Genomic DNA, 16,130 nt, shown 5'->3' with positions numbered 1-16,130 from the left:
TGTCATCCCTTGTCAGGGCCTCGACGAGTGGGTTACCGACTCGTTAAGGTGCGCCGACGGACAACCATGACGGACGAGGAGGGTGCCGTGACCGGGACGAGCGACACGGTCGCCGACGACGACGCACTGTATGTGCTGACCGCGGTACTGCTGACACCCGCACAGTTCCCGAGCGTGCTCGGTGACGACTACCCGGCCGCCTGTGCGGCGCTCGCCCTCGAACCGTACGCCGAGGGATACGGCCTGGTCCTCGGACAGGACGGCGTTGGTGCGCGGTGGACCGTCGTCGTCGAGGACGTGTCGTTGGTCGCCGTGGCCATCGCGTCGTGGGACTGCGGAATGGAGTACGACCTCTCTCCCGACGACCGTTCGGTGGTCTGTGCGCTGCCCGGCTGGCCCCTCGCTGTGGGGGTCGCGGCCCCGGGAGTGGCCGCGCCGCACGATCCGTTGCCGGATCCGGCGGCCGAGGGTATTGATCCCACGCCGCTGGCTCCACCCGACACGGATGCGTGGGGCCCGGCCCAGAGGCGCTTGGGCGCGGACGAGATAGCGCATCAGTGGACGGCCTGGCGCGAGCAGATCGACGACGACACGGCCTTCACCACGCCGGCAGTCACGGACGGCGCAGGCGGCTCGGCCGACGATTCGCGGGTGCGCGCCACTGCGGGGAAGGACGAGGCGGAGGGCGCCGGCGGTGAGGCCGACGGTCGAACCGGAACCGTCAGCGGGACCGAGGACGAGGGTCCGGGCGGGCACGGGGGCGCGGTCGCGATCGAGGTCGGGACCGACGGCGGAGCCGAGGTCGAGCCTCATGCCGGACTCCCGGGCGGATCAGGTGCAAGGGCCCAGGGCGAGGCGGGGACCGGAGCCGGGGCCACGGCCGAGGGCGAGGCCCGGAGCTGCCACCCCGACGCCACGGCCGAGAGCCCCGCGCCGGGCTCCTTTTCGGGGGCGCATCCCGGTGTACGGCGAGCGCTCGCGGAGGCACACGCCTATGTGGACACCCCCCCGCCTCCGGGCCGTGTCCGGTCCTCCTTCGCCACCGGTGAGACCCGCATGCTGCGCGCCGACGGCCCCGGCTGGTCGCTGGTCGCCAGAACCGATGACATCGCGTTCGTCCTGCTGGACGAGGAACCGGGCGAGGTGCTGCCGGTCGGTCGAGGCACGGAACTGCCCGGCCTGTTGAAGGCCCTGGACGAGATCGCGGTACGACCGACCTGAGCGCGAGGCCGCCCCGCTCGGCAGGAGGCAGACCGCTGTCGGCGGACAGCGGAGCGCCGAGTCGACCTGCCTCGCCTCACCCGTGCTCCGGCCGGGGTTCTACGTTCGGATCAGGCCGGGGCGAGCCCGGCCTGATCCGAACGAAAGGCCCTAAACGCGTTCGAGCGCCCGATGCGGGCCCTCGGGCAGTTCGACCTCGATCGGGTCTCCCGGACGGACCACCCCTCCGACCGTGACGATGCCCATGATCCCGGCCTTGCGCACGACCCGGCCCGATTCGTCACGGCCGACGACCTGCTTGAGGAGCCCGTCCTGGAAGTTGTCGATTTGCAGACAGGGGTTGCGCAGGCCGGTGACCTCGACAACCGCCTCGTCGCCGAGGTGCAGCAGGGTGCCGACGGGGAGCGCGAGGAGATCGACACCGTTGGTGGTGACGTTCTCCCCGAGGTCGCCAGGAGCCACCTCGAAACCGGCTGCCCGCAAGTCGCCGAACAGCTCCTCGTGTATGAGATGGACCTGGCGCAGATTCGGCTGGGTGGGATCCTGTGCGACCCGGGACCGGTGCTTGACCGTGACCCCTGCGTGCACGTCTCCCTCCACACCGAGCCCGGCCAGCAGCGTGACGCTCTGCCTGTTCGGCTTGGTGAACGAATAGGCCTCGTTCCTGCTCACCACCGTCACTGTGCCGCTCATCCCGGTGCCCCCCATCGTCGTCAGCGGCCTATTTCCTTGCGGGTGATCCTGCGGAGCCTGCGCCGCTGGCCGGGATCCAGCATCAGATAGGCGACCGCCGGAACTCCGACCAGGACCAGCAGCGACAGCCAGAATCCGATGAACGGGATCAGGATGACTGCCGCGACGACTCCCCCGATGGCAATCTTCGCGCTGTTCGACATCGTCCACGCCTCCTTCGCGGCCCGAGGCCGCTCCTGACATGAGAACGCCTGTACGCGCCCATCGGTTCCAGCCGGACGGCAGTCCTCACCTCAGAGGTGCGCCGACCTCGTGCATGTGCTGAAGTGCCTGCCGGTAGGACTCGATCAGTCCGGTCTCCGCGTACGGCATGCCGAGTGCCTCGCAGTGCGCGCGCACCATGGGCTGCGCCAGACGCAGATGCGGGCGGGGCATGCTCGGGAAGAGGTGGTGCTCGATCTGGTAGTTGAGCCCGCCGAGGAACCAGTCGGTGAGAACGCCGCCGCGTACGTTGCGCGAGGTGAGGACCTGGCGCTGGAGGTGGCCCCAACGATCGCCGTCGGGGTCGGGCATCTCCATACCCTTGTGGTTCGGGGCGAACGCCATGCCCAGGTGGAGCCCGAACAGCGCGTGGTGCACCAGCGCGAAGACGACGGCCTTGCCCGGGGACATGACGGTGAGCAGCAGGGTCGTGTAGAGACCGAGGTGGGCGACCAGGAGCAGTGCCGAGAGGGCGCGCTCCCCGGCGGGCTGCCGCCGCAGGTACTGGAAGCCGGAGATCTTGAGCGCGATGCCTTCGAGGAGCAGCATCGGGAAGAAGAGCCGGGCCTGGTTGCGGGTCAGCCAGCGGGCGAATCCTTCGCGCTGGGCCGCCTGCTTCTGGGTCCAGACGAGGGCGCCGACGCCGACGTCCGGGTCTTTGTCGATGTGGTTGGGATTGGCGTGGTGGCGTACGTGCTTGTCGTTCCACCAGGCTTCGTTCATGCCGAGCAGCAGGTTCGCGTGGATCAGGCCGATGACCCGGCTCGCCCTGCGATCGCCGGATATCTGGGCGTGTCCGGCGTCGTGTCCGACGAACGCGGTGCGGGACCAGAAGATCGCCAGTGGCAGCGCGAGCAGTAGGGTCCACCAGGTGTTGCCGAGGAGGAACATGCCGGCGAGTACGGCGCCCAGGGCGACCAGATTGGTGACGATGCCCGCCGTGTACCAGCCGGTGCGCCGTTCCAGAAGTCCCTGCCCCTTGACCGCCCGCAGGAGGGGCGCGAAGTCGCTCCCCTGGCTCGCTGTGGCTCCAGTACCGCGGGCACTGACAACAGTTCCCGCACGGTCACGGGTGCCTTCCACAACGGTGGCTATGGCCTGTGGCATGAGGTCTCCGGTCTCTGAAAAGCTGCGCTGACCTGTTGAAACGTACGGCGACCGGGGGCACGGCGACCATGGCGCCACCACCCGGACCATGCGGGGGCAAGCCCCCCTCCCTCCAAGGGGGTGCTGGCTCCACCTCCGGGTGTGACACACCGTCGCGCCCGGCAGTCTCGCGGGGCGACCGACACACTCGAAAGTGAGCTGGATCACACAGATTGCGCCCACGGTCGCACGTGTCGATGGAGCACCCTCGGCGACTCGACCCCGACTAGTCAAATTTGAGGAATTCGGCATCGCTGTGCACAGGCTCCCTGCGGCAACGCTCTTCGAGATCTCCGCACTCTCCGCCTGCTCCGTGGTCTTCCTGCCCGCGGACCCTTCCCGTACCGGCCGCATCGCCTTCTGGCATCCGGACGGCAGTAGTCCACCCGACGCTCCCGGCTCCGTGGAGGAGTTGACCGTCGTGGGCGCCGACGCGCAGGTCCACGCCGTGCCGGCACTGTTGCTTCCCGTCCGCGACGCGCTGCCCGTACTGACGCGCGCCCGGACTTCGGCGCAGGCCTCCGGCGCCGCGGCGTTCTGGGGCGCCGCCGCGCTCCTCGCTCTCCAGCTCGCCGCCCGCGGCCTGCTGCTTCCCGGACTGACCGCCACCGATCACGATGCCTGGCGGGCCGGGCCGCTGACCGCCGACGATCAGTCCCGGATCCGTACGCTGGCGGCCTCGATGCCGCCCCTGGCCCACGCGGTGCCGCTCGCCGGGACCGCACGGCCCATTCTGCTGCCCGAACCCGAGCGGCTGCTGCGCGCGTTCCTGGACGCGGTTGCGGACGGGCTCCCCCGCACCCCCGCCGCGGCCTTCGCCACCGGCGGCTCGGCGTTCGCCGTCGACGCGCCACAGCATCTGCCCGACCAGCGGGCCTGGGCCGCCGACATCGCAGCCGGGCACGACGCCGGTGTCCGGCTCTCGCTGCGGGTGGAGGTGTCGGGGCTGACAGCGCCGGACGAGGACGCCCGGCCGTCCTTTCGCGCTGTTCTGCAGATCCACAGCGTCAGCGATCCGACGCTGGTCGCCGATGCCTCCGAGGTTTGGGCGGGGACCGCGCCGACCACTGCGGGCTTCGGCCCCCGCGCCCGGATGGATGCCCTGCTGGCGCTGCGCCGGGCCGCGCGTGCCTGGCCACCGCTGTCTCCGCTGCTGTCGGCCGCGGTGCCCGACTTCGTCGAACCGGCCGACGAGGAGATCGCCGACCTCCTCGGTCACGCCGGGCGGGCGCTCGCCGCGACCGGGGTCCAGGTGCACTGGCCGCGGGAACTGGCCCGCAAGCTCACCGCGCGGGCGGTGGTCGGTCCGGCCGAGGGCGGGGAGGCCCCGGAGCAGGAGGCGTTCACGCGCAATGGATCGGATACGCCGCCGCTCCTGTCGGCCGATGCGCTGCTGACGTTCGACTGGTGGTTCGCCCTCGGTGACCAGCAGCTCAGCCGCGCCGAGCTGGACCGCCTGGCCGAAGCCAACAGGCCGGTGGTGCGCCTGCGCGACCAGTGGGTGCTGATCGACCCCGAGGAAGCTCGGGGCGCCCGCGAGACCGAGGACCGCAAGGTCAGTCCGATCGATGCGCTCGGTGCCGTACTGACCGGATCCACCGAGGTCGACGGCCGCAGGATCGATGTGCGCGCCACCGGCTGGCTGGAGCAGTTGCGCCGCCGGCTGGCCGATCCCGAGTCCGACGGACCAGGGAGCGCGGGACAGACGGTCGGTCAGCCGTCGGCGCTCGCGGCCACTCTGCGCGACTATCAGCTGCGCGGTCTGAACTGGCTGCACACCATGACGTCGCTCGGCCTCGGCGGCTGTCTGGCCGACGACATGGGGCTGGGCAAGACCATCACGCTGATCGCTCTGCATCTGCATCGCCAGAGCATCGAATCCGCCGCCGGGCCGACGCTCGTGGTCTGTCCGACATCACTCATGGGGAACTGGCAGCGGGAGATCGAGATGTTCGCGCCCGGTACGCCGGTGCGCCGCTTCCACGGCGGTTCGCGCAGCCTCACGGGCCTGGCGGACGGCGAGTTCGTCCTCACCACGTACGGCACGATGCGGCTCGACTCGGCGAAACTCGCCGACATCCGGTGGGGCATGGTCGTCGCCGACGAGGCACAGCACGTCAAGAACCCGTACTCGGCGACGGCCAGGCAGTTGCGCACGATCGGCGCGCGGGCACGGGTGGCCCTCACCGGCACCCCCGTGGAGAACAATCTCTCCGAGCTGTGGGCGATCCTCGACTGGACGACGCCCGGTCTGCTGGGCCGGCTCGGCACGTTCCGTACCCGATACGCGCGGACCGCGGAGGGCGGTGATCCGGCGGCGGCCGAGCGACTCGCCTCTCTGGTGCGGCCCTTCCTGCTGCGACGGCGCAAGTCGGATCCGGGCATCGCTCCCGAACTGCCGCCGAAGACCGAGACGGACCGCACGGTGTCGCTGACGGCGGAACAGACCGGCCTGTACGAAGCGGTGGTACGGGAGACCCTGACCGCCATCTCCGAAGCCGACGGCTTCGCGCGGCGGGGCCTCGTCGTGAAGCTGCTGACGGCCCTCAAGCAGATCTGCAACCACCCGGCGCAGTACCTCAAGGAGCAGGAGCCGCGCATCGAGAACCGTTCGGGAAAGGTGGAACTCCTGGACGAACTGCTCGACACGATCCTGGCGGAGGACGCGAGTGTGCTGGTGTTCACCCAGTACGTCCAGATGGCCCGGCTGCTCGAACAGCACCTCGCGGCGCGCGGGATTCGCACGCAGTTCCTGCACGGCGGTACGCCGGTCGCCGAGCGGGAGGCCATGGTGAACCGCTTCCAGTCGGGCGAGGCCCCGGTCTTCCTGCTGTCGCTGAAAGCCGCCGGCACCGGACTCAACCTCACCCGGGCAGGCCATGTCGTGCACTTCGACCGCTGGTGGAACCCGGCGGTGGAGGCACAGGCCACCGACCGCGCGTACCGGATCGGGCAGACCCAGCCGGTGCAGGTGCACCGCCTCGTCGCCGAGGGCACCATCGAGGACCGTATCGCCGACATGCTGGCCCGGAAACAGGGGCTTGCGGACGCGGTGCTCAACTCCGGCGAGACGGCACTGACCGAACTGACGGATGCGGAACTGGCCGATCTGGTGACGCTGCGAGGTGGCACACGATGAGTGACGGATACGAGGACGGAGGATGCGAGCGCGTCGCGTACGACGATGCCGATGACGACGGTGACCGGTACGACGATGTCGGATTCGACGGTCGAAGGGCCGCTTCCGCCGCCGAGGACCAGCGCGACGCTCCGGCGCCTGTGCAGGAGCGCACGTTCGCCGCGCTGCCGCCCGCGCGCGGTCGCGGCTTCGCGGAGTCGTGGTGGGGCCGGGCGTGGCTGAAGGCCCTGGAGGACACCGCGCTGGACGGCGAACAGCTCAAGAAGGGACGGAGGTTCGCCCGCGAGGGACGGGTCGGCGCGGTGACCGTGCGGCCCGGCCGGATCACCGCTGTCGTCCGGGACCGGGACGCATCCACGTACCGCGGTGACGTGCTCCTGCAGGAGCTGAGCGAGGCGGACTGGGAACGGTTCCTGGACATGGCCGCCTCCCGGGCCGGGCACATCGCGGCGCTCCTCGACCGGGAGATGCCGACCCACCTGGTGGAGGACGCGGCGGCGGCCGGGGTGGATCTGCTGCCGGGGATCGGCGATCTGGACCCGGAGTGCACCTGTGAGGCGTGGGACCACTGCCCGCACACCGCCGCCCTGTGCTACCAGGTCGCGCGGCTGCTGGACCAGGATCCGTTCGTCCTGCTGCTCATGCGCGGGCGCGGTGAGCGGCGGCTCCTGGACGAACTCCAGGTGCGCATCACGGACCGCGCCGAGGGGCGGGCGCCGTCGGGTCCGGCCGCCTCCGACGGATCCGGCGTGCCGGAAGCAGGGGCGCAGGACCGGGGCGTACGGGCGGACGAGGCGTTCGACGCGCGGGACATTCTGCCCCCGCTGCCCGCACCTCCACCGCTGCCGGTGGAACCGGGCCCCGCTCCGTCGCTGGACACGGAGTCCGGACCGGAGCCCGGCGTCGAACCGGCGGTCCTGGAGATGCTGGTCGCGGACAGCGCGGCGCGCGCCTGCCGGATGCTGGCGGACGCGCTCTCCCCCGGCCATGAACATCAGCCGTTGCCGATGGAATTGACGCCGCGACAGGACGTCGTACGTCTGCTCGCGGACGCCGGGCCGGAGCCGTGGATCGCCACCAGGCTGGCCGCCGGATCGGGGCGCTCGCGCCCCGATCTCGATGCGGCGGTGCGTGCGTGGCGCTATGGCGGGGCGGCCGCGCTCGCCGTGCTCGACGAGGAGTGGATCCCGGATGCGGAGACCCTGGCCGGGGCCCGGACCCGGCTCGCCGAGGCGTGGGAGGAGGGTGAGCGGCCACGGTTCTCCTCAGCGGGCAACCGATGGACGGCCGTGGAGGAGGGTGTGCAGCTCCGGTTCGGGCGGGACCGACGCTGGTGGCCCTACCGCGCGGAGAGCGGGCGCTGGGTTCCGGCAGGCCCGGCGGACGACGATCCTGCGGCGGCGCTGGGCGGTTCGGGCGTGACGGACGACTGAGGTCATCGCTCGCGAGGACCACTCGGCGCTCGATACCGGGTCGGGCGGCGGCCGGGCAGGGGCGCCCGTCCCCCGCCCGTCGCCGTGTTCCGCCCTGGCGTTCAGCTCGAAGTCACCGACCGTTGAGGGGGAGGGCGGAACCTGACGGCCGTCCGAGCTGTTCCTGCCTCAGGAGGCCCCATGTCCAAGCGTGTTGTCCGTCGTCCGCTCGCCGTCGGGCTGCCGCTCGCCCTGCTCGCAACGGTGTGTGCCGCGGGGACGGCGACGGGCGCGCCGGACCGGCACGATCGTCCGGAACCCACCGCTCGTGTCACCGGGAGCGCCGTACTCCCTGACATTCCGCTCGCCGGATTCAGCAACGGGCTGCTCCCCGGGACGATCGCCGACGACCGCGGTGTGATGCTCGGCGGAATCGGCAGTGACCTCTACCCGGCCGGCCGCAAGGGCGAGTTCTGGACGGTGACGGACCGCGGCCCCAACGGCCAGATCAAGATCGACGGAAAGAAGCGGCGCACCTTCCCGGTCCCGGGCTTCGACCCGGCGATCGTCAGGATCCGAGTCGAAGGCAAGCACATCCAGGTGCTGCGGTCCATTGCGCTGACCACCCGCTCCGGCGCCTCCGTCACCGGTCTGCCGAACCAGCGGGGCCGTGACGAGGCTCCGTACACGTACGACGCGAAGACGCCGCTCGCGTACGACCCGAACGGTCTGGACACCGAAGGCATCGTCCGGGCCGCCGACGGCACGTTCTGGCTCGTGGACGAGTACGGCCCCTCCCTGGTGCATGTCTCGGCCCGCGGCAGGGTGCTGACACGCTACGTCCCTCGGGGGCTCGGGCTGACGGGCGCCGACTACCCGGTGGTGGAGGCGCTGCCCGGCGTGCTCCTGAACCGCAGGATCAACCGCGGCTTCGAGGGGCTGGCCCTGCTGCCGGACGGTGACCTGGTGATGGCGGTGCAGAGCCCGCTCTCGCTGCCCGACCAGGACGCGGGCGAGTCGTCGCGCAATGTGCGGCTGCTGCGCTTCTCGACGAAGAAGCGCGCGGTCACGGCGGAGTACGCCTACCGGTTCGACCCGGTCGATGTCGTGGACCCCGGCGAGGACGACACCTCCGAGCTGAAGATCTCCTCGGTCGTCGCGGTCGGCCGCAACGGACTCCTGGTCGAGGAGCGCACGGACAGGGTGGCACGCTTGCACCGGGTGACGCTTCCCCCCGGCTCCGGAATCCTTGGCTCCGCCTGGGACGACCCGGCGACGTCACCCTCTTACGAGGAGCTCTCCGACCCCTCCGCGTCGGGCGTGCCGACGCTCCGCAAGAGCCTGGTCGTCGACCTGGGCAGGATCACGGGGGTGCCGGGGAAGATCGAGGGCGTGGCTGTGACGGGCCCGGACACGCTCGCCCTGATCAACGACAACGACTTCGGGATGACCGACGGCGCCGAGGCCTTCGACGCGAACGGCCGGCTGGTCGACAGCGGCATCGACACGTCGGTGACGCTGCTGAAGCTGCCGCGCCCGCTGCACGGCTGACCACGCTCCGGCCCGCGGTACGGGGGCACGCGCTCCGCCGTGCCCCCGTCGCCGTGCATTCCGCCGGCTTCCCGTTCCGTGTACCCGGTTCCGGGCTCCTGCCGTCTTCCGCCGCCCGCGTGACGCCCGTACGGTAGGGCGCGCGAGAAGCTGAGCCGTACATCGGACAACGCCTTCCGGTCATCGGACAAAGGGAGTCACAAGGGTGTCGGGGGATTCGAGCAGCGGACTGTTACGTGATGCCGTCGGGTTGCGCGAGGTCCTCTTCCAGAGCATCACGGCGATGGCGCCCGCCGCAGCCATCGCCGCTTCCATTCCTTCCGGGGCCGCGTTCGCGGGCGGGAGCCTGCCGCTTTCCGTGGTCGTGGCGCTGATCGCCTGTCTGTTCACCGCGTCGTGCGTCGCGGAACTGGCCCGTCATCTGCCCGCCGCCGGTTCGGTCGCCACCTACTCCGCGCAAGGCTTGCACCCCGCCATCGGCTTCCTCGTCGGCTGGGGCTACGTCTTCGTGGAGGCTCTGGTCCCCGCACTGCTCCTGCTCCAGCTCGGCTTCACTACAGCGGGCACTCTGCACCAGGAATGGTCGTCCTACCCGGCGGACCTGTGGTGGCCCTGGTCGCTGTTCGGCGCGGCGGTCATCGCGCTCGCCGGGTACTTCGGCGTACGGGCCTCCGCCCGGTTCGGAACCGTGCTCGGGCTCTTCGAGGTGCTCGTCTTCGTCGCCTTCGCGCTCCTGCTCATCGGACAGGCCGGCTCGGACAACACGCTCTCGGTGTTCGGCACTTCGTACACCGCGGACGGCTTCGACGGCATCAGCGGGATCTTCGCGGGATCGGTCTACACCGTGCTGGCCTTCGCCGGATTCGAGGCCGCGGCACCGCTCGCCGAGGAGACGAAGAACCCGCGGCGCACCATGCGGCGCGCGGTGCTCGGTGCGGCATTCTCCATCGGCCTGGTGTACGTCCTCACCACCTATGCGATGTCCGTGTACTTCGGGCCCGACAGGTTCGCCGGATTCGGGGCTTCGGGAGCGGCGTCCTGGGAAGGCGTGGCACGCGCCTCGTTCGGGTTGTTCTGGGTGCTGCTCTTCCTCGCCGTGGTCAACTCGACGGTGGCCAACGCAAATGCTTGTGCCACCGTCTCGACCCGGACGGCGTTCGCCCTGGGCCGCATCGGGGTCTTCCCGCGGGCGTTCGCACAGCTGCACCCCCGCCGCCGCTCCCCCGTCACCGGCGTGGGCGTGCAGTTCGTGATCGCGGTGGGCGCGACGCTCGGACTGGGGTTCGTCTACGACCCGGTGACGGCCTTTGTGCTGCTGGCCACTGTGATCGTCACGGTGATCATCGGTGTGTACATCGTCGTGAACCTGTCCTGCGCCGGGTACTTCCTGCGACGGCGGCGGGACAGGTTCAATCCCGTACTCCATCTGCTCTTTCCCGTGCTGGGCACAGCGGCGTTCGTGCCCGCGCTGCTGACAGCCGCCGGAATCCCCGCCTTCGACTTCATCTCCGAGCTGAGTGCGCCGGTCTCGTACGCCGGTCCCGTCGTCGGTGTCTGGATGCTGATCGGAATCGTTGTGCTGGTGGTGCTGCTGCGCAGACATCCGGAGCGGGTGGCACAGACCGGACGGATCCATCTTGACGACGCCCCGGAGTCGGCCGGGGAAACCGAGACAGGAGCGGTACAGCGATGAACGACCCCCGAATCCTGACCGTCCGCCCCAAGCAGGGCGAGTACGCCTGGACCTTCGGTGGAGTGGCCCCGGTCGCCCGCATCGAGCCGGGGACGTTCCTCGACGTGTACACCGAGGACTGCTTCGCGGGACGGGTGCGTTCCGAGAAGGACCTGGTCTCCGAAGTCTGCGAGTTCCCCTTTCTCAACCCGCAGACGGGTCCTTTCCATGTGGTGGGTGCGGAGCCCGGTGACACCGTCGCGGTGCATTTCGTGTCCGTCGAACCGGCCAGGGACTGGGCCGCCTCGACGACCGTTCCGCTGTTCGGGGCGCTCACCTCCACGCACACCACCGCGTCGCTGCAGGATCCGCTGCCCGAGGTGGTGTGGATGTGGCAGCTCGACCGGGCACGCCGCACCTGTCTGTTCAGTGCCCGGGACAGTGCCGTCCAGGTGGAGCTGCCGATGGATCCGATGCACGGCACGGTCGGGGTGGCGCCGGCGAATCTGGAGGTACGGTCCGCCTTGGTGCCCGACGCGCACGGCGGCAACATGGACACCCCGGAGATGAGGGCGGGCGTCACCTGCTACCTGGGCGTCAATGTGGAAGGGGCGCTGCTGAGCCTCGGCGACGGACACGCCCGTCAGGGTGAGGGCGAGACCTGCGGGGTCGCCGTAGAGTGTGCGATGAACACGGTGGTGCTCGTCGAACTGCTCAAGGGCGTCACGACTCCGTGGCCGCGCATCGAGTCCGACACCCATCTGATGTCGACCGGTTCCGCCCGCCCTCTCGAAGACGCCTTCCGGATCTCGCAGTTGGACCTCGTGCAGTGGCTGGCGCGCGACTACGGCCTCTCCGAACTCGACGCGTATCAGCTGGTCAGCCAGGCCGGCGAGGCACCGTTGGCCAATGTGTGCGACACCAACTACACATGTGTGGCCAAGATCCGCAAGGAGTGGCTGCCCGCGGGTGACCCCCATCGCGGACTCCACCGCCATCTGCGGGAGACGGCGACACTGCTGTCCAGCCCGTGACCACACCACCCGGCCCTTGTCCCTCCCCCCACGCACAGGAGTGTTCATGCATCGCAGAAGGATTCTTCAGGGCGCCGCGGTGACGGCGGCCGCCGCGCTGATCCCGGCCTCCGCCCGCGCCGCGGCCGCCACGGCCGCGGGCGACACGGACTATCCGCTCGCGCACTGGACCCCCGCATCGACGTCCAACTACACGGCGTCGAGCCGCCCTTCGGCCTATCCGGTCCAGTATGTGATCATCCATGTCACCCAGGAAACCTTTTCGAACACGATCGGGATCTTCCAGAATCCGGCGAAACAGGTGTCCGCGCACTATGTGGTGCGCTCGGCGGACGGCTATGTCGCCCAGTGCGTCCGGGAGCAGAACATCGCCTGGCATGCGGGCAACTGGGACTACAACACGCGCAGCATCGGGATCGAGCACGAGGGCTGGGTGGACCAGCCCTCCTACTTCACCAACGCCATGTACGAGAAGTCGGCGCTGCTGACCGCCTCGGTCTGCAACCGCTACAACATCCCCAAGGACCGCGCGCACATTCTCGGTCATGTCCAGGTCCCGGGCACCGACCACACGGATCCCGGCCCGAACTGGGACTGGGTGCGCTACATCCGGCTCGTCAATCTGTACTCCGCCGGCTGACGCGTCTTCGCCGCCACGTCCGCTCACTCTCCGCACCCCGGTTGTCGCAGGCGTCGAATGCGGCCACGATGGGATGGGCACGACACCCCTGGACGGGAGAGTGAGTTGACGGACCCCTGGGTGGCCCTGGCAGCTGACACGGACCCCGGTGAACGGCTCGGTCAACTGCGGTACGCACACGAGGTGTTCACCACTGCCGGACGACTGGAGCGGCCGGTGCGACCGGTGGTCGGCGAGTCGTGGCGGCGCTCGGCACGGGCACGGGTCAGCCCGGACGGCGTCGCCCTGGTCGAGCTGGGCACGGACGATCTCGGGCCGTACCGGGACGGGCATCCCCTGGCCCCCGCAATGCCGGTGATCCGTGAGCTGATGAGCGCGTACGCGATGGACGGGGAACACCTCCTCGCGGTGTGCGACGCGCACGGCAGACTGCTGTGGGTCGAAGGGCATGCGTCGACCCGTCAGGCCGCGGACCGGATGAACTTCGTGGAGGGCGCCTGCTGGGCCGAGTCCGTGGCCGGGACGAACGCACCGGGTACGGCCATTGCCGTGGACCGGCCGGTACAGGTCTTCGCCGCCGAGCACTTCCTGCGACCGGTCCAGCAGTGGACCTGCGCGGCAGCACCGCTCCACGACCCGCACACGGGGCGGGTCCTGGGCGCCGTGGACATCACCGGTGGGAACCGGCTGGCACATCCGCACAGCCTGGCGTTCGTGCAGGCGGTGGCACGCGCCGCCGAATCGCAACTCGCACTGCGGACGCGCCCGCCCGACGGCGGGACCGTCCAGCTCAGTGCGCTCGGGCGGGAGGAGGCACTGCTCGTCGCGGGAGGCCGCAGGTTCCGGCTCAGCAGACGGCACAGTGAGATTCTGGTGACGCTGGCCCGCCATCCCGAGGGCCTGGGTGGCGACGAACTCCTCGTCGAGTTGTACGAGGACTCGTCGGTGACTCCGGTGACCCTGCGGGCCGAGCTCTCCCGGCTGCGGCGGCTGCTCGGCCCCGAGCTGCTGCCCTCCCGCCCCTACCGTCTCGCCGCCCCGGTCGACGCCGATTTCGACATGGTGGCGCGCAGGCTGGCGTCCGGCGCGGTCGCGGCGGCGCTCAGCGCCTACACGGGCCCGCTGCTGCCGGGCTCGCAGGCGCCCTCGGTCGTCCGTCTGCGGGGCCGGCTCGACGGACAACTGCGGGCGGCACTGATCGCGCGCGCCGACCCGGGCCTGCTGGCCGACTGGGCGTACAGTCCTTGGGGCGAGGACGACCTCCAGGCCTGGCGGGCGCTCGCGGCGGCCGTACCTGCAGGACAGCGTCCCGCGCTCCTCGCCAGGGCGCGAGCACTGGACGCCGAGCAGCGATAGCCGCGTTTCTCCGCAACGGGGTTGCAACGTTGCGCCGTCTATCGTCACGCCGAGGGCCGTCCAAGGGCGGACGGCACGGATCCGGAAGGCCACAGAGATGACCCGATACGCTGCGCCGGGCACCGAGGGCGCCATCGTCACGTACGAGTCCCGCTACGACCACTGGATCGGCGGCGCCTACGTCCCGCCCGCCCGTGGCCAGTACTTCGAGAACCCCAGCCCCGTCAACGGCCGGCCCTTCACCGAGATCGCCCGTGGCAGTGCCGAGGATGTCGAACGGGCCCTGGACGCGGCCCATGCGGCGGCCCCCGCCTGGGGAGCCACCGCGGCAGGAGACCGTGCCTCGGTCCTGAACAGGATCGCCGACCGGATGGAGGCGCACCTGGAGGAGCTGGCGGTCGCGGAGAGCTGGGACAACGGCAAGCCGGTGCGGGAGACCCTGGCCGCCGACATCCCCCTGGCCATCGACCACTTCCGCTACTTCGCCGGTGCGCTCCGCGCCCAGGAGGGGTCGCTCAGCGAACTCGACGACGACACGGTCGCCTATCACTTCCACGAGCCGCTGGGCGTCGTCGCACAGATCATCCCGTGGAACTTCCCCATCCTCATGGCGACCTGGAAGCTGGCGCCGGCGCTCGCCGCCGGCAACGCGGTGGTCCTCAAGCCGGCCGAACAGACTCCGGCCTCCATCCACGTATGGCTGAAGCTGGTGGCCGACCTCCTGCCGCCCGGTGTCGTCAACATCGTCAACGGCTTCGGCGCTGAGGCAGGCAAACCACTCGCCTCCAGCCCGCGCGTCGCGAAGATCGCCTTCACAGGTGAGACCACGACCGGGCGGCTGATCATGCAGTACGCCTCCGAGAACATCAAGCCTGTGACGCTCGAACTGGGCGGCAAGTCGCCGAACATCTTCTTCGACGACGTGTGGAACGCGGACGACGACTTCCGCGACAAGGCCCTCGAAGGCTTCACCATGTTCGCCCTCAACCAGGGCGAAGTCTGCACCTGCCCGTCACGCGCACTGGTCCAGCGCGGCCACTACAGCGAATTCCTGGAGGCGGGCATCGCACGCACCGAGAAGATCGCGCCGGGGCACCCGCTGGACACGGACACGATGATCGGCGCACAGGCCTCCAACGACCAGTTGCAGAAGATCCTCTCGTACCTGGACATCGGCCAGCAGGAGGGGGCGAAGGTCCTCACGGGCGGTCAGCGGATCGAGTACGACGGGGATCTGGCGGGCGGCTACTACGTCCAGCCGACCATCTTCGAGGGCGACAACCGGATGCGGGTCTTCCAGGAGGAGATCTTCGGGCCGGTCGTGGCGGTCACATCCTTCTCGGACTTCGACGACGCGATCAGAACGGCGAACGACACGCTCTACGGGCTCGGCGCGGGCGTGTGGACTCGCGACATCAACACCGCGTACCGGGCCGGCCGTGCTATCCAGGCAGGCAGGGTCTGGACGAACTGCTACCACGCGTACCCGGCCCACGCCGCCTTCGGTGGCTACAAGCAGTCGGGAATCGGCCGGGAGAACCACAAGATGATGCTGGAGCACTATCAGCAGACGAAGAACCTCCTGGTGTCGTACTCGCCGAAGAAGCTGGGCTTCTTCTAGACACAGAAAAAGGGCGCCTGACCAGGCAAGATAACCGTCAGGCGCCCTCCACAGCGCACGGCCAAATGGTAAGGCGATACGCGCCCTTACTCCCGATACCTCCCACCGGTATCCCAGCTCTGACCAGCTGTTCCGGGGCATTTCCGGGCCAAGGTCCGCTCAGCCACCCTCCGCGTCACCGGTCGGCGTCTCCCACCGCTGCATGGACTCCTCGATCAGCCGGTTCGCAGGGTTCCGCGCCTCGGCCAGGAACTTGGCGTAGTAGCGGAAGAGGACCTGAATGCTTGTCCGGCTCGGCGCGCGCACTCGGCGGGGTCGACTCCGGAGGCCAACCAGAACGAGATGCCGGCGTGGCGCAGGTCATAGGGGCGCTTCGCCAACTCA

At 70.0% G+C, this 16,130-nt stretch carries 13 protein-coding genes; 9 read left to right on the top strand and 4 right to left on the bottom strand.

The genetic code is table 11. The features are described from left to right. Window positions 1-66 precede the first annotated feature (66 nt). Window positions 67-1,221 carry a hypothetical protein gene (locus ACF1B9_RS12235; protein WP_391744391.1) on the top strand — a complete coding sequence of 385 codons (1,155 nt, stop codon included), beginning with the start codon at window positions 67-69 and terminating at the stop codon, window positions 1,219-1,221. A gap of 150 nt (window positions 1,222-1,371) precedes the next feature. On the opposite strand, the gene ACF1B9_RS12230 is transcribed toward ACF1B9_RS12235, so the two are convergent. The 3 genes from ACF1B9_RS12230 to ACF1B9_RS12220 form a co-directional block, all read right to left on the bottom strand. After that, complete coding sequence (locus ACF1B9_RS12230) at window positions 1,372-1,914, bottom strand: MOSC domain-containing protein (RefSeq protein ID WP_391744392.1); 543 nt, start codon at window positions 1,912-1,914, stop codon at window positions 1,372-1,374. Between the two features lie 20 nt (window positions 1,915-1,934). Further along, window positions 1,935-2,117 (bottom strand): hypothetical protein, encoded by a 183-nt coding sequence (locus tag ACF1B9_RS12225; protein WP_351082883.1) that lies wholly within the window; start codon window positions 2,115-2,117, stop codon window positions 1,935-1,937. 85 nt (window positions 2,118-2,202) lie between these two features. Next, a complete protein-coding gene (locus ACF1B9_RS12220; RefSeq protein WP_391744393.1) occupies window positions 2,203-3,282 on the bottom strand; it encodes a fatty acid desaturase family protein in 1,080 nt (359 codons plus the stop codon). A gap of 295 nt (window positions 3,283-3,577) precedes the next feature. Between ACF1B9_RS12220 and ACF1B9_RS12215 the strand changes: the two genes are divergently transcribed. The 8 genes from ACF1B9_RS12215 (at window position 3,578) to ACF1B9_RS12180 (ending at window position 15,746) form a co-directional block, all read left to right on the top strand. Beyond that, entirely contained in the window at window positions 3,578-6,460 is a 2,883-nt protein-coding gene (locus ACF1B9_RS12215) for a DEAD/DEAH box helicase (protein ID WP_391744394.1), read from the top strand. Further along, window positions 6,457-7,893: an SWF or SNF family helicase gene (locus ACF1B9_RS12210; protein ID WP_391744395.1), complete on the top strand. Its 1,437-nt coding sequence runs from the start codon at window positions 6,457-6,459 to the stop codon at window positions 7,891-7,893. Before ACF1B9_RS12215 ends, ACF1B9_RS12210 begins: the two co-directional genes overlap by 4 nt. Window positions 7,894-8,073: 180 nt before the next feature. Then, complete coding sequence (locus tag ACF1B9_RS12205) at window positions 8,074-9,423, top strand: esterase-like activity of phytase family protein (RefSeq protein WP_391744397.1); 1,350 nt, start codon at window positions 8,074-8,076, stop codon at window positions 9,421-9,423. 205 nt (window positions 9,424-9,628) lie between these two features. After that, entirely contained in the window at window positions 9,629-11,116 is a 1,488-nt protein-coding gene (locus ACF1B9_RS12200) for an APC family permease (protein ID WP_391744399.1), read from the top strand. Continuing rightward, window positions 11,113-12,129, top strand: coding sequence for an acetamidase/formamidase family protein (locus ACF1B9_RS12195; RefSeq protein WP_391744400.1), 1,017 nt, complete (start codon window positions 11,113-11,115; stop codon window positions 12,127-12,129). The genes ACF1B9_RS12200 and ACF1B9_RS12195 overlap by 4 nt, the downstream gene beginning before the upstream one ends. 46 nt (window positions 12,130-12,175) lie before the next feature. Beyond that, window positions 12,176-12,769, top strand: coding sequence for an N-acetylmuramoyl-L-alanine amidase (locus ACF1B9_RS12190; RefSeq protein ID WP_391744402.1), 594 nt, complete (start codon window positions 12,176-12,178; stop codon window positions 12,767-12,769). Between the two features lie 105 nt (window positions 12,770-12,874). Continuing rightward, window positions 12,875-14,125 carry a GAF domain-containing protein gene (locus ACF1B9_RS12185; RefSeq protein ID WP_391744404.1) on the top strand — a complete coding sequence of 417 codons (1,251 nt, stop codon included), beginning with the start codon at window positions 12,875-12,877 and terminating at the stop codon, window positions 14,123-14,125. Between the two features lie 97 nt (window positions 14,126-14,222). Continuing rightward, the gene (locus ACF1B9_RS12180) at window positions 14,223-15,746 is read left to right on the top strand and encodes an aldehyde dehydrogenase family protein (RefSeq protein WP_391744405.1); all 1,524 of its coding nucleotides are present in this window, start codon (window positions 14,223-14,225) and stop codon (window positions 15,744-15,746) included. 159 nt (window positions 15,747-15,905) lie between these two features. Here the strand turns inward: ACF1B9_RS12180 and ACF1B9_RS12175 are convergent, their stop codons facing one another. Then, window positions 15,906-16,052 carry an integrase gene (locus ACF1B9_RS12175; RefSeq protein ID WP_391744407.1) on the bottom strand — a complete coding sequence of 49 codons (147 nt, stop codon included), beginning with the start codon at window positions 16,050-16,052 and terminating at the stop codon, window positions 15,906-15,908. Between the last annotated feature and the right edge of the window lie 78 nt (window positions 16,053-16,130).

The organism is Streptomyces sp. NPDC014727 (assembly GCF_043083485.1).
GTDB lineage: Bacteria > Actinomycetota > Actinomycetes > Streptomycetales > Streptomycetaceae > Streptomyces.
The sequence above is the reverse complement of the archived record's forward strand: the minus strand, read 5'-3'. Positions and strand labels throughout refer to the sequence as shown.